The 13,616-nt window shown below is 62.6% G+C and carries 11 protein-coding genes; 6 read left to right on the top strand and 5 right to left on the bottom strand.

What is annotated here, in order from left to right; translation table 11 throughout:
- Positions 1-299 precede the first annotated feature (299 nt).
- Positions 300-800, bottom strand: a complete 501-nt coding sequence (locus tag DA373_RS07960) for an aminoacyl-tRNA deacylase (RefSeq protein ID WP_107851772.1) — start codon at positions 798-800, stop codon at positions 300-302.
- A gap of 159 nt (positions 801-959) precedes the next feature.
- The gene (locus tag DA373_RS07955; RefSeq protein WP_107851771.1) at positions 960-2,027 is read right to left on the bottom strand and encodes a transporter substrate-binding domain-containing protein; all 1,068 of its coding nucleotides are present in this window, start codon (positions 2,025-2,027) and stop codon (positions 960-962) included.
- Positions 2,028-2,253: 226 nt separating this feature from the next.
- Here DA373_RS07955 and DA373_RS07950 point away from each other — a divergent pair, with 226 nt between their 5' ends.
- A complete protein-coding gene (locus DA373_RS07950; protein WP_198650271.1) occupies positions 2,254-3,045 on the top strand; it encodes an ABC transporter substrate-binding protein in 792 nt (263 codons plus the stop codon).
- On the opposite strand, the gene DA373_RS07945 is transcribed toward DA373_RS07950, so the two are convergent.
- Positions 3,006-3,944: a LysR substrate-binding domain-containing protein gene (locus tag DA373_RS07945; protein WP_107851769.1), complete on the bottom strand. Its 939-nt coding sequence runs from the start codon at positions 3,942-3,944 to the stop codon at positions 3,006-3,008. The genes DA373_RS07950 and DA373_RS07945 overlap by 40 nt on opposite strands.
- 90 nt (positions 3,945-4,034) lie before the next feature.
- Here DA373_RS07945 and DA373_RS07940 point away from each other — a divergent pair, with 90 nt between their 5' ends.
- From DA373_RS07940 to DA373_RS07930, 3 genes are read left to right on the top strand one after another with little or no spacing between them, the layout of a single operon-like run.
- On the top strand, positions 4,035-5,159 hold the full coding sequence (locus tag DA373_RS07940) for an NAD(P)/FAD-dependent oxidoreductase (protein ID WP_157953696.1): 1,125 nt from the start codon (positions 4,035-4,037) through the stop codon (positions 5,157-5,159).
- Positions 5,113-5,379 (top strand): (2Fe-2S)-binding protein, encoded by a 267-nt coding sequence (locus DA373_RS07935; protein ID WP_107851767.1) that lies wholly within the window; start codon positions 5,113-5,115, stop codon positions 5,377-5,379. Before DA373_RS07940 ends, DA373_RS07935 begins: the two co-directional genes overlap by 47 nt.
- Positions 5,369-6,748 carry an NAD(P)/FAD-dependent oxidoreductase gene (locus tag DA373_RS07930; RefSeq protein WP_107851766.1) on the top strand — a complete coding sequence of 460 codons (1,380 nt, stop codon included), beginning with the start codon at positions 5,369-5,371 and terminating at the stop codon, positions 6,746-6,748. Before DA373_RS07935 ends, DA373_RS07930 begins: the two co-directional genes overlap by 11 nt.
- A 176-nt stretch (positions 6,749-6,924) precedes the next feature.
- On the opposite strand, the gene xseA is transcribed toward DA373_RS07930, so the two are convergent.
- The gene (xseA, locus tag DA373_RS07925; protein ID WP_107851765.1) at positions 6,925-8,268 is read right to left on the bottom strand and encodes an exodeoxyribonuclease VII large subunit; all 1,344 of its coding nucleotides are present in this window, start codon (positions 8,266-8,268) and stop codon (positions 6,925-6,927) included.
- Between the two features lie 160 nt (positions 8,269-8,428).
- Between xseA and guaB the strand changes: the two genes are divergently transcribed.
- Both guaB and guaA read left to right on the top strand, forming a co-directional pair.
- The gene (gene guaB / locus DA373_RS07920) at positions 8,429-9,892 is read left to right on the top strand and encodes an IMP dehydrogenase (protein ID WP_107851764.1); all 1,464 of its coding nucleotides are present in this window, start codon (positions 8,429-8,431) and stop codon (positions 9,890-9,892) included.
- A gap of 93 nt (positions 9,893-9,985) precedes the next feature.
- On the top strand, positions 9,986-11,563 hold the full coding sequence (gene guaA / locus DA373_RS07915) for a glutamine-hydrolyzing GMP synthase (protein WP_107851763.1): 1,578 nt from the start codon (positions 9,986-9,988) through the stop codon (positions 11,561-11,563).
- Between the two features lie 313 nt (positions 11,564-11,876).
- Here guaA and asnB read toward each other — a convergent pair whose 3' ends face one another.
- Positions 11,877-13,541, bottom strand: a complete 1,665-nt coding sequence (gene asnB, locus DA373_RS07910; RefSeq protein ID WP_107851762.1) for an asparagine synthase B — start codon at positions 13,539-13,541, stop codon at positions 11,877-11,879.
- Positions 13,542-13,616: the final 75 nt, after the last annotated feature.

Raw genomic sequence — 13,616 nt, 5'->3', positions numbered from 1 at the left:
TGAAGAGGTCAGGACAGGGTATGTGTTCAGCCCACAGGCTGAATAAAAGTAGGCATGAGCCGTATACGAGGTCCGTACGTACGGTTCTGTGAGAGGGATGAGGCGGTAACGCCTCACCCTACTCGATATGATGGCTTCAACCCGAAACCGTAGGTTGGTGATGAGCGAAGCGAATCCCAACATTCCGCAGGCGCCGTTTCAGCTGGCGCAGTCGCAGTGTTGTGGTTGCAGGCCTGCGTAGCAGGCCCTGCCGACTAAAGTGGCAGCTACCCCTTACGCCTCGCCCCTCACGTTTCGAGCTACATTCGTTCAACTCGGCTCCAGGGATCCGGTTTGCGGCTGAACTGGCCGTGTTTCCAGCTGCCAGCCAGCCGGCGAAAATCCTCACCGCTGATATGCACCAGATCCCGGTGGTCACCGCTTTCCAGGTAGATATCGGCCATGCCCAACAGCTCGTCGTCTACCAGGGTGTCTACGGAGTAGGCTTCTCCCATGGCGGGAATGGCGCCGGGATCGCAATCGTCAAACCAGATCTTCAGGTGATGCTCGGGGGCGAGCTGCATTTCGTCATGCGTCAGGTAGCTGAGCCGGCGCATGTCAATGTGATCGGCGGCAGGCAGTACTGCCATCATGGTGCGGCCGTTATTGTCTTCCAGCATCACTGCCTTCGCCATCTGTGCCAGCGGCACATGACTGGCAATGGCACTCTGGGCGGCCCCTTCGGCGTAAGGGTGGTGTACCATGTCGTAGGCAATGTGGCGCTTATCAAGGAACTCTTTCAGTCTGAGTGACATACCCATGTTTACCTCCCGAAAACAGGCGCAAAACAACCTGCTTTCTGTAACAGCCCTATAAGTATAGTCTGCACACATGGGGGCGTCAGGAGCGCTGACGGACAGGCGCGGTGCGCCAGGCGGTAAACGGGCCGTTCGCCACGAACCGCCCGTGTGCCATGATTATCAATCCTTGCCCAGATAGGCGGCACGTACATCACGCCAGCCGTCGGCTTCGGTCACCCGCAGCACCTGCTCGGAGATTTGCTCCCTGAGCGGGCTGCGCTCGGGCAGGGCCAGGGCATACAGCTGCTCGGCAAACACACCGGGCAGCACGGTCAGTTTTTGCTGGCCCAACTGCAGGTTGCGGTACTGCATCAGGGCGCGGTCATAGACGATGGCATCGGTTTCACCCGTTACCACCGACATCATGGCCGAGGTCAGATCCGGGTAGGTCTGGTAACGAATGCGCTCGTCTTCCAGATAACGCTGGCTGGCGGTATCGGCGATGGTGGCCACCACGCTGCCGGGCAGATCATTCACGCCCTGAATGCCGGTGCGCAGGTTGTTCACGGTAAGCGACGAAGTAATGGCGGCGGTAAAGCTGGCCACCATAATGATGCCGGCAAACATCCACACCAGACCAATCAAGCGGCCGGCAAAGGTGACCGGGGCCTTGTCGCCGTAACCGACTGTGGTCATGGTCACCGCCGCCCACCAGAAGCTGGCGCCAATGCCTTCAGCCGCCGAGCCGCCAAACTGCTCGGCGTTGCGGCGTCGCTCCACCAGCCAGAGCAAAAAGCCCACCGCCAGCAGCAGGCCACCCAGGGCCAGCACCACGCTCAGAAACTGCCAGCTCAGCAGGGCCTTCAGGCTCGACAGCAGGCTTTGCTCCGGCACCGGCGGTACCGCAATGGACAGGCCGGTCTGGTAGAAGGGATGAGAGAAGTCAAACCGGCTTTCACGATCGGCGGTCATGGTCAGGGCGCCCACGGCCACGTCGATGTCACCGCTTTCAACGGCCTTCAGCAGCTCGCTGAAACTCATGGGCACCCATTCATATTCCCGCTCCATGCCGGCGGCGATGTCTTTCCACAGATCAATACTGATGCCTTCCCAGCGGCCGTCGCCGGTTTCCATTACAAAGGGCGGCACCTGCGTAATGCCCACCCTGAGCGGGGCCTGCCGGGCTTGTGCCTGAGTGCTGGCTCCAAGGGCAAGAAGTAACACGTAAAGGAAAAGGTTTCTGAACATAAGCTATTCGGCCTCGATAACGGCCTGCTCCCTGTTGGCGTGACAAGATCTTCCCGGCGCAAACGGCTCACCCGGATTCGAAAAAGTTATTGTAGAGACAAATGTATCCCGGTGCGACCCGGGGTAGTCCATAACATCAGGTTATGACCTGGCGTTAAACCGGCATTGGACACTTGTTACCAGTCTGTAAATACTGAAGCGGTCTCAACCATGAGGGAAAGGAAGCATGATGAAAAAATCCGCCGTATTGTTTGCCGCCGGCCTGTCGCTGCTGGCCATGTCGTCCGCCAGCGCCAGGGACTGGAGCCAGATCCGCGTGGCCGTGGAAGGGGCTTATCCGCCGTTTTCTTCCACCACCGAAAGCGGTGAAGTTACCGGTTTTGACATTGATATCGCCAACGCCCTGTGTGAGCAGATGCAGGCCAAATGCGAGCTGGTCAGCCAGGACTGGGACGGCATGATCCCGGGGCTGCTGGCGCGCAAGTTCGACGCCATTATCGCCTCCATGTCGATCACCGAAGAGCGCAAGCGCAAGGTGGACTTTACCAGCAAGTATTACCAGATCCCGGCCATTTTCGTGGGTGCCAAAGGCACGGACTTTACCCTGAGCCCGGAAGGCCTGGACGGCAAAACCGTGGGTGTGCAGCGGGCCACCACTCACGACAAGTACATCAGCGACAACTTCGGCGATAATGTCGACATCAAGCGCTACGGCTCTCAGGACGAAGCCTATCTTGACCTGTCTGCCGGCCGGCTCGATCTGCTGCTGGTCAACGAGCTGGCGGTGCGCCAGGGCTTTCTCGACCTGGACGCGGGCAAGGACTTCACCCAAGTGGGTGAGCCGGTGACGGATCCGCGCTGGTATGGAGAAGGGGTCGGCATTGCCGTGCGCAAGCAGGACAAGGCACTGAGGCAGAAACTGAATGAAGCCATCAAGGCCATTCGTGCCAACGGCCGCTATCAGGAAATCAACGACAGTTACTTCCCGGTCGATATCTTTGGTCCCGAGCTGCCCTGATCGGCCATCACAATGCCCCGCTCGCGGATCCAGGCCAGGGTCTCATCGAGAAAGGCACTGGCCAGCCGGCTGCGGGGCTGATAGGCCGGAAACAGCACGTCTACCCGAAAGGGTACGGCGGGCGCAAAGGGCCGGCTGACCAGCCCCAGTGGCCGGGCCGCCTCGGCGGTAAAGGGGTCCACCAGGGCGATGCCGGCACCGGCCGCCACCAGCGCCGCCTGGCTGGCCACCAGAGAAGTATGAATGCGGGTGAGCGGCCGGGCGCCGGCCTCGGCCAGCAGTTGCTGCACCCGGCCGCTGGGATCAAGGTGTGGCTCCAGCTGGATCAGCGGCTGGCCGTGCAGGTGCTGTGGGGCAAGGGTGTTGTGCCTGGTCAGCGGGTGCTCCCGGGGCAGCAGACAGACACAGTCAAACACCCAGGGAATGTGGTCCAGCCCCTGCCCGGGGCCCATGGAGTCGGCAAAACCGATGTCGCTCTGAGTGGCCCGGGTCCGGGCCTGCACATCGGCGGAGCGGTGGGTCACCAGGCTGACGTTGACCTCCTCAAAGCGCCGGCAGAAGCGGGCGATCACCTGTGGCAGCAGCGACAGCGAAAATGCCGGCAGCGCCGAGATCACCAGCTGCTCGCCCCTGTGCTCACGAATGCCGGCGGCGGCCTGCTCCAGCCGGTCGAGGCCGATAAAGGCCTTGTCCACTTCCGCCATAAAGGCCCTGGCTTCACGGGTGGCGAGCAGGCGGCTCTTGTGCCGTTCAAACAGACTGAAGCCCAGACTGGCTTCCAGCTGGGCCAGCAGCCGGCTCACCGCCGGCTGGCTGATATGAAGCTGGCGGGCGGCCTCGGTCACGGTGCCGCTCAGCATGATGGCGCGAAAGGCGTTGAGCTGCTGAAAGGTTAACATGCATAAGGTTCCCTGATGGTGTTAACGGCATTATGCGCTGAATGTTATGGATTGCCAGCGCCATCACCATGCAGAAGAGGAAGGTTCAGAATGTGGGATTGGCTCATCGTGGGCGGTGGCGTCTGTGGCCTGGCCCTGGGCTATGGCGCCAGCCGGCACGGCCAGCGGGTGCTGGTGCTGGACGACAAGGACGCCCTGGCCCGGCCGTCCCGGGGTAACTTCGGGCTGATCTGGGTGCAGGGCAAGGGCGTGGGCTTTACCGACTATGCCCGCATTACCCAGGCCTCGGCCCGGCTGTGGCCGGGCTTTGCTCAGGAGCTGCAGCAGCTGACCGGGGTGGATCTGGAATACCGCCCCAGCGGCGGCCTGGATTTTTGCCTGAGTGCGCAGGAGCTGGCCGAGCGCGAGGCCGAACTGGCCGCACTGCATGCCGCCACCGGCCTGCACACGCAGATGCTGACCAGGGCGGAAGTAGCGCGCCGGCTGCCCGGGGTGGGGGAGGTGCCGGGGGCCTCCTGGTGCGACGCCGACGCTCACGTTAACCCGCTGATGCTGCTGCTGGCGCTGGCTCAGGGCATTGAGCGGCAGGGAGGCCGGGTGCGGCGGGGCTCTGCGGTGCAGACGGCAGAGGCGGGCAGCGACGGCATTCGCCTGCAACTGGTCGACGGCACGGAAGTTCAGGGCCGGCGGTTGTTGCTGTGCACCGGCCTGGGGGGCGAGCAGCTGCGCAACGAACTGGGCGCCAGCCTGCCGGTGCGGGGCGTGAAGGGGCAAATTCTGGTGACCGCCCGCCAGCCGCCGCTGCTGCCCTTTGCCACCGTTCATCTGCGTCAGACCGCCGACGGCACCGTGCTGTGTGGCGACTCCTGGGAAGAAGGCGACACCGGCAACCAGACCCGGGTGTCGGTGCTGAGCTCCATCGCCCGCACCGCCACCCAGCTGCTGCCGGCCCTGGGCCGGGCGCGCATGTTGCGGGCCTGGGCCGCCACCCGGGTGATCACCCCGGACGGTGCGCCCCTGTATCAGCCTTCGACCCTTTATCCCAACGTGCACGCGGTGGCCTGCCACAGCGGCATTACCCTGGCCGCCTGGCATGCCCTTGAGCTGACCGGGCTGCTGGAGCAACAAAGCGGGGCTCCCCTGATATCCATGACTACGGAGAGATTTGATGTGGAAACCAACCCGAACCGGCGCCACCGTATCGGTTCACATTGACGGTGCCCCCTGCCGGGTGCCGGCGGGCAGCTCGGTGGCCTCGGTGTTGTTGCAGCAGCGTAAAGTCATCTGGCGTGAAGGCCGGGCGCGCACGCCCCTGTGCCTGATGGGGGTGTGCTACGAGTGTCTGGTCTGGATAGACGGCGAGCAGCAGCAGGGCTGTCAGGTGCCGGTGGCCGAGGGCATGGAGATTGAGACCGGAGGTGAGCATGCAGGTTGATCTGTTGGTGGTGGGCGCCGGCCCGGCGGGCATGGCCCTGGCCACCGATGCCGCCCGGCTGGACCTGAGCGTGCTGGTGGTAGACGAACAACCGGCTCCCGGCGGTCAGATTTACCGGCGCTGGGAGCAGCAGGGCGACGACGCCCTGACCCTGCTGGGCCCGGACTACCGCCGGGGCGGCGAGCTGGTGCATGCCTTTCGCCGGCAGGGGCTGCACTACTGGCCGGGCACCCGGGTCTGGGCCATTGAGCCCGGCTTTGAGGTGGCGCTGCTGCGCGAGGGTGAGGCCAGCCGGGTGCAGGCTGACCGGGTGGCGGTGTGTGCCGGCGCCATGGAGCGGGCCTGGCCCTTTTCCGGCTGGACCCTGCCCGGGGTGGTGAACGCCGGCGGCGGCCAGATTTTGCTGAAGGAGCAGGGGCTGGTCGCCGAGGGCGCGGTGCTGGCGGGCTGTGGCCCGTTGTTGTATCTGCTGGCCTGGCAATATTTGCGGCATGGCCGGGCGCCAAAGGCAGTGGTGGATCTGACCCCGTTGCGCCACTATCGCCGTGCCCTTGGCGCGCTGCCCAAGGCGCTGCGGGCCGGTCACTACCTGTGGCAGGGGCTGCGTTATCAGTGGGCGCTGAAACGGGCCGGCGTGCCCCTGTATCAGGGGGCTCACGGGCTGGCGGCGGAAGGTGACGACTGGGTTCAGTCGGTGCGCTTTGGGCACAGAGGGCGGCAACACCACATTGAGACCGATACCCTGCTCACGCACTTTGGCGTTATTCCCCATACCGCCCTGCTTGCCGGGGCCGGCTGCCCCCTCGACTGGAGTCCGCAACGGCTGTGCTGGGAGCCCCGCCAGCAGGCGGGCCGCACTCCGGTACCCGGCCTCTATGTGGCCGGCGACGGCGCCGCCATTCTGGGGGCGCGCCAGGCCGCCTGGCACGGCCGCCTTCTGGCCCGGGAGCTGGCGCTGGAGCTGAAACTGAAGCCGGTGCTGAATAACGAAGAAGCGGCGCAATTACAGGCTCAGGCAGCGCGGGATGCAGCCATTCGGCCCTTTCTTGAAGCCCTGTACCGGCCCGATGAACGGGCCCTGGCCGGTGAAAGCGATGACACGTTATTGTGCCGCTGCGAGAACGTTACCCTGGGGCGGGTGCGGGCGCTGGCCGGTGAACACCGGCTGGATCTGAACGGCCTCAAGGCCTTCAGCCGCTGTGGCATGGGGCCCTGTCAGGGCCGCCAGTGCGGCCCGCAGGCGGCCATGGTGCTGGCAGCGGTGCAGGGCAGGGCGGTGAACGAGCTGGGTGTGTTTACCCCGCGCTGGCCCGCCGCGCCCCTGACCCTGGCGCAACTGGCCAGCCTGCCGGAACAGAAACCGGACTGAGTGATACCAACTGGACTTAAACATTTATTCGTTATGTATCTGAGCTGTAGGCGCCGCTTTAGCTGGCGCAAACCTGAAGACCAGGGTGTCTTCAAAGCCTGTTGCACAGGCTCTGCCGACTAAAGTGGCAGCTACAACAGGGCTGAAAACAGATCATTTGCTTAATGTAATTGGTATTATGCCGGCTTGATGGTTTCTACCCGGCTGACCACTTCCCCTTTCGCCAGCCGGGTGGTGATCACGTCATTTTCCTTCAACTGGCCGGCGTCGGTCAGCACCGTACGGTTATGCAGGGTAATGCTGTAACCCCGGGACAGGGTGGCCAGCGGACTCATGGCATGCAGCCGTGAGCCGGCCAGCGCCAGCCGATGCTCGAGGCGGTTCAGTCTGGCCTGCAGCGCGCCATGCAGTCGTTGCTCCAGGGTGGCCAACCGCTCTGTACCGTGAACCAGGCGCTGACCCGGGTGCTGGTGGGCCAGTCGCAGTGCGGCCTGGCTGGACCGCTGCTGGGCCTGCTCCAGCCGCCGGCCCATGGCCCGCTCCAGGCGCAGTTGCAGCTGGTCGAGCTGCTGACTTTGCTGCTGCAGCCGCTGGCGCGGATGCTGGCGCTCCAGCCGCTGCTGCCACTGGCCCAGCCGGTTGTGCCGGTCGGCAAGCACACGCAGCATGGCCTGTTCCAGGCGCTGGCCGGCCTGTTGCCACTGACGGCGCTGCACGCTGCTGTCTGCACTGATGAGCTCGGCGGCGGCAGAAGGGGTAGGGGCGCGCAGATCCGCCACCAGATCGCTCAGGCTGACGTCCACCTCGTGGCCCACGGCGCTCACCACCGGCAGGCGTGAAGCGGCAATGGCGCGCACCAGGCGCTCGTCGTTAAAGCACCACAAGTCCTCCAGCGAGCCGCCGCCCCGGGCCAGCAGCAGCAGATCGGTCTCGTTGCGCCGGTTGGCTTCATTCAGGGCATAAATAAGCTGAGGTACGGCGCTTTCGCCCTGCACCTGGCTGGGGTAGAGGATCACCTCCAGCTGAGGCGCCCGGCGGGCCAGCACGGTGAGAATGTCGTGCACCGCAGCACCTGTGGGGGAGCTGATAATGCCGATGCGCGCCGGGTGGGCCGGCAGCGGCCGTTTGCGCTCGGTGGCAAACAACCCTTCGGCGGCGAGGGCGTTTTTCAGCGCCTCAAACTGCTGCTTGAGCAGCCCTTCACCGGCAGGGGCCAGGGTCTGGGCTACCAGCTGAAAGTCGCCCCTGGGTTCGTAGAGCGTGACTTTGCCGAAGATAAGCACCTGATCGCCGTTTTTCGGCCGGAATCCCACGCTGCGGTTGTTGCCGCGGAACATGGCGCAACGCAGCTGGGACTGGTTGTCCTTCAGCGAGAAGTACCAGTGGCCCGAGGCCGGCATGGCCAGGTTGGAGATTTCACCGGTGAGCCAGACCGCGCCCAGGTCGCCTTCCAGCAGCAGCCGGGCATGGCGGTTGAGGCGACTGACGGTGTAAATGTTGGTTAACTTTTCCTGCTGCAAAATCACCTCGTTTGAGTATTTTTATTTGAAAGCAAACCCTGTTGGGGAGGTTTTTTCGTCTAATAAGCCAAAATTATAAAAAATCGCTTTACCCGGGAGGGGTGAATGCCTAAAATTCTTTGGCAATATTTTTACCCCCCAAACTATGGTGAATATTGCGATGCTTAGGATTGCCCAAGACGCCCTGACCTTTGATGATGTACTGCTGGTCCCAGCCCATTCCACCGTATTGCCCAACACGGCGGATCTCCGCACCCGTCTGACCCGGGAAATCAATCTTAACATCCCCATCGTCTCCGCCGCCATGGACACCGTGACCGAAGCCGATCTGGCCATTGCCCTGGCCCAGGAAGGCGGTATCGGATTTATTCACAAGAATATGTCTGTTGAGGCCCAGGCCGCCCAGGTACGCAAGGTCAAGAAATTCGAGAGCGGCATGGTCTCCGATCCGGTGACTGTTTCTCCCGACATGACCATTGCCGATGTGCGCGAACTGACTCAGCAGAACGGTTTTGCCGGCTATCCGGTGATCGCCGCCGACGGCGAGCTGGTGGGCATCATTACCGGCCGTGACGTGCGCTTTGTGCAGGACATGAGCAAGGCCGTACACGAGGTGATGACTGACAAGAGCCGCCTGGTGACCGTGCCGGTAGGCGCCGCCCGCGATCAGGTCGAGGCCCTGATGCAACAGCACCGTATTGAAAAGGTGCTGGTAGTCGAAGCCAACGGTCGCCTGGCCGGCATGATCAGCGCCAAGGACTTCCAGAAAGCCGAAAGCAAGCCCAATGCCTGTAAGGACGCCCAGGGTCGCCTGCGCGTGGGTGCCGCTGTAGGTGCCGCGCCCGGCAACGAAGAGCGCATTGCCGCCCTGGTGGCCGCCGGCCTCGACGTGCTGCTGATCGACTCTTCTCACGGTCACTCCGAAGGCGTGCTGCAGCGCATTCGCGAAACCCGCGCCGCCTACCCGGATCTGGCCATCATCGGTGGCAACGTGGCCACCGCCGCCGGCGCCCTGGCCCTGGCCGAGGCCGGCGTGAGTGCAGTGAAGGTGGGTATCGGTCCCGGCTCCATCTGTACCACCCGTATCGTGACCGGTTGCGGTGTGCCCCAGATCACCGCCGTGGCCAACGCCGTGGAAGCCCTCAAGGATCTGGGCATTCCGGTGATCGCCGACGGCGGAATTCGCTTCTCCGGCGACATCGCCAAGGCCCTGGCGGCCGGCGCCAACTGCGTGATGATGGGCTCCATGTTTGCCGGCACCGAAGAGTCGCCCGGTGAAATCGAGCTGTATCAGGGCCGGGCGTTCAAGTCCTACCGTGGCATGGGCTCACTGGGCGCCATGAGCAAGGGCTCCAGCGATCGTTACTTCCAGAGTGACAACGCCGCCGATAAAATGGTGCCGGAAGGCATTGAAGGCCGGGTACCCTACAAGGGCAAGCTGAAGGAGATCATTCATCAGCAGATGGGCGGTCTGCGCAGCGCCATGGGCCTGACCGGCAGCGCCACCATAGATGACCTGCGCACCAAGGCAGAATTTGTTAAGATATCCGGCGCGGGCATTCAGGAGTCACACGTGCACGATGTGACCATTACCAAGGAAGCGCCCAACTACCGGTTGGGTTGATCCCGGAACGCGACGAACGGGGGGCTGGTCCCCCCGTTTTTCTATTGCCGTCTGCTCCCCCCACAGGCGGTGTTTGTAACGAGTAGGAAAACGATGAGCAAGAATATTCACGACAACCGGATCCTGATCCTGGACTTCGGATCACAATACACTCAGCTGATCGCGCGCCGCGTGCGTGAACTGGGCGTGTATTGCGAGCTGTGGGCCTGGGACGTCACCGAGGAGCAGATCCGCGACTTCAATCCGAACGGTATCATTCTGTCCGGGGGGCCGGAGTCGGTCACCGAGGAAAACAGCCCGCGGGCGCCGGAATATGTGTTTAACGCCGGCGTGCCGGTGTTTGGCATTTGCTATGGCATGCAGACCATGGCCGAGCAGCTGGGCGGCGCCGTAGCCGGCTCCAGCGAGCGTGAGTTTGGTTACGCCCAGGTGCAGCGCGTGGCCGACTGCGCCCTGTTCGCCAACATTGAAGACGCCATCGACGACAACGGCAACGCCCTGCTCGACGTGTGGATGAGCCACGGCGACAAGGTAGTGGCCCTGCCCGAAGGTTTTGAGAAAGTGGCCCAGACCGGCAGCTGCCCGTTTGCCGCCATGGCCGATGAAACCCGTCGTTACTACGGCGTGCAGTTCCACCCGGAAGTGACTCACACCCGTCAGGGCGCGCGCATGCTGGAGCACTTTGTGCGTGACATCTGCCAGTGTGAAGCCCTGTGGACCCCGGCCTCCATCATTGAAGACGCCGTGGCCCGCATCAAGGCGCAGGTCGGCGACGACGAAGTGATCCTTGGTCTGTCCGGCGGTGTGGACTCCTCTGTGGTGGCCATGCTGGTACACCGCGCCATTGGCGACAAGCTGACCTGTGTGTTCGTGGACAACGGTCTGCTGCGCCTGAATGAAGGCGAGCAGGTGATGGAAATGTTCGGCGATCACTTCGGCCTGAACATCATCAAGGCCGACGCCGAAGACCGCTTCCTCACCGCACTGGCCGGCATCGACGAGCCGGAAGCCAAGCGCAAGGCCATTGGCCGGGTGTTTGTGGAAGTGTTCGACGAAGAGTCGAAGAAGCTCAAGAACGCCAAGTGGCTGGCCCAGGGCACCATCTACCCGGATGTGATTGAATCTGCCGCCTCTGCCACCGGCAAGGCGCACGTGATCAAGTCTCACCACAATGTGGGCGGTCTGCCCGACGACATGAAGATGGGTCTGGTTGAGCCGCTGCGCGAACTGTTTAAAGACGAAGTACGCAAGGTGGGTCTGGAGCTGGGTCTGCCTTACGACATGCTCTACCGTCATCCCTTCCCGGGTCCGGGTCTGGGTGTGCGCGTGCTGGGCGAAGTGAAGAAGGAATACTGCGACCTGCTGCGCCGGGCCGACGCCATCTTCATTGAAGAGCTGCGCAAGCACGATCTGTACAACAAGGTCAGCCAGGCCTTCACCGTGTTCCTGCCGGTACGCTCCGTTGGCGTTATGGGCGATGGCCGCAAGTACGACTGGGTTGTGTCCCTGCGCGCCGTGGAAACCATCGACTTCATGACCGCCCACTGGGCCCACCTGCCGTACGATTTCCTGGGCCATGTGTCCAACCGTATCATCAATGAAATCGACGGCATCAGCCGCGTGGTATACGATATCTCCGGCAAGCCGCCCGCCACCATTGAGTGGGAATAAACCGGTTTAGCTGAATGACAAAAGCCCCTGCAATGCAGGGGCTTTTTGTTATGGGGAGGCGATAAGTCTGGCAGTAGGTTGCCGATGAGCGTAGCGAATCGCAACATGAAGCCGGCTGCGCCCTGTTGGAATTCGCGATGCTCATTCCAACCTACGTCCTGTTTCCGGATCTCCGCCTTCGCGGAGATGACGTGAAGGAGGCGCAGATGACGGAAAAGGGCGGAGGAGGTGGCAGAAATGTCGGTGGAGATACGAGAATGGCTGGAAAATGACGTTATATGCCCGGCGTCAGCCGGGCATACGATAAAAGCGCTCAGTAAGACTGGCTGTGCACGCCTTTTACTGCCCGGCCTGACGGATCGGCCATGTTCTTCCATTGCTCATCCCACTCCAGGGCGGTGGGGGTGGAGCAGGCCACCGAGGGGCCGCAGGGCACGCACTTGGCGGCGGAGTCCTGGGGAAAGTGGCCTTCAAAGATGGCGCGGTAGTAGTAGGCTTCCTTGCTGGTGGGGGTGTTGAGCGGAAAGCGGAACGCCGCCGTGGCCATCATCTGATCCGTCACCTGCTCTTCCACCAGCGCCTTCAGGCTGTCGATCCAGGAGTAGCCCACGCCGTCGGAGAACTGCTCCTTCTGGCGCCAGGCCACTTCGGCGGGCAGCAGATCTTCAAAGGCTTCCCGCAAAATGTGCTTTTCCATCTTGCCGTTCACACACATCTTGTCGGCGGGGTTGAGGCGCATGGCCACGTCCATGAACTCCTTGTCGAGGAAGGGCACACGGGCTTCCACGCCCCAGGCGGCCATCGACTTGTTGGCACGCAGGCAGTCAAACTGGTGCAGGGCCTGGAGTTTGCGCACCGTCTCTTCGTGAAAGGCCCGGGCACTCGGCGCCTTGTGAAAATACAGGTAACCGCCAAACAGTTCGTCGGAGCCCTCGCCGGAGAGTACCATTTTTATGCCCATGGCCTTGATACGGCGGGACATCAGATACATGGGGGTGGAGGCGCGCACCGTGGTTACGTCGTAGGTTTCCAGGTGGTAGATCACCTCACGCAGGGCATCCAGGCCTTCCTGCACCGTGTAATGCAGCTCGTGATGCACGGTACCCAGCTGATCCGCTACCTTGCGGGCGGCAATCAGATCCGGTGCCCCTTCCAGGCCAATGGCAAAGGAGTGCAGCCGGGGCCACCAGGCCTCGCTGTTGCCGTCGTCTTCAATGCGCTTGTCGGCATAAAGTTTGGCCACGGCAGAGACAATGGAAGAGTCGAGCCCGCCCGAGAGCAGCACGCCATAGGGTACGTCACACATCAGCTGGCGTTTCACCGCCGCCATCAGCGCCTCACGCAGCTCGCTCACGCTGGAGGTGTTGTCCTTCACCGCGTCATAGTTTTCCCAGTCGCGCTGGTAGTAGCGGCGGGGCTGACCTTCCTTGCTGTAAAGCAGGTGACCGGGTGGAAACTCGCTGATGGTTTTACACACCGGGGTCAGCGCCTTCATTTCGGAGGCGACATAGAAGTTGCCTTCTTCATCGTGGCCGGTGTAAAGGGGAATAATGCCCATGTGGTCCCGGCCAATCAGGTAGGCATCGTTCTCTTCATCGTAAAGCACAAAGGCAAAGATGCCGTTGAGATCGTCCAGAAACGCCGGGCCCTTTTCCTGGTAAAGGCCGAGGATCACCTCACAGTCGGAATGAGTCTGAAACTCAAAGCCGCAGGTGAGGCCGGCTTCCAGCTCCTTGTGGTTGTAGATTTCGCCGTTGACTGCCAGGGCGTGGGTACCGGCAGGGTTGAGCAAGGGCTGGGCTCCGCTGTCGAGGCCCACAATGGCCAGGCGCTCATGCACCAGAATGGCCTTGTCGTTGCTGTAAATGCCCGACCAGTCGGGGCCCCGGTGGCGCAGCAGCCGCGACAGCTCCAGCGCCCGGGAGCGCAGGGCGGCGGGATCGGACTTGAGTTCCAGAATACCGAAGATGGAGCACATGGTGTTTTCCTTAACATAACGGGTGGAATGTCTTCAGGTTGACAGAGGATGACGCCGGTGAAAAGGGAAAATAAC

Source organism: Oceanimonas marisflavi (assembly GCF_003049725.1).
Lineage (GTDB): Bacteria > Pseudomonadota > Gammaproteobacteria > Enterobacterales > Aeromonadaceae > Oceanimonas > Oceanimonas marisflavi.
Note: the sequence above shows the minus strand (reverse complement) of the source record. Positions and strands in the feature narration are given on the sequence as shown.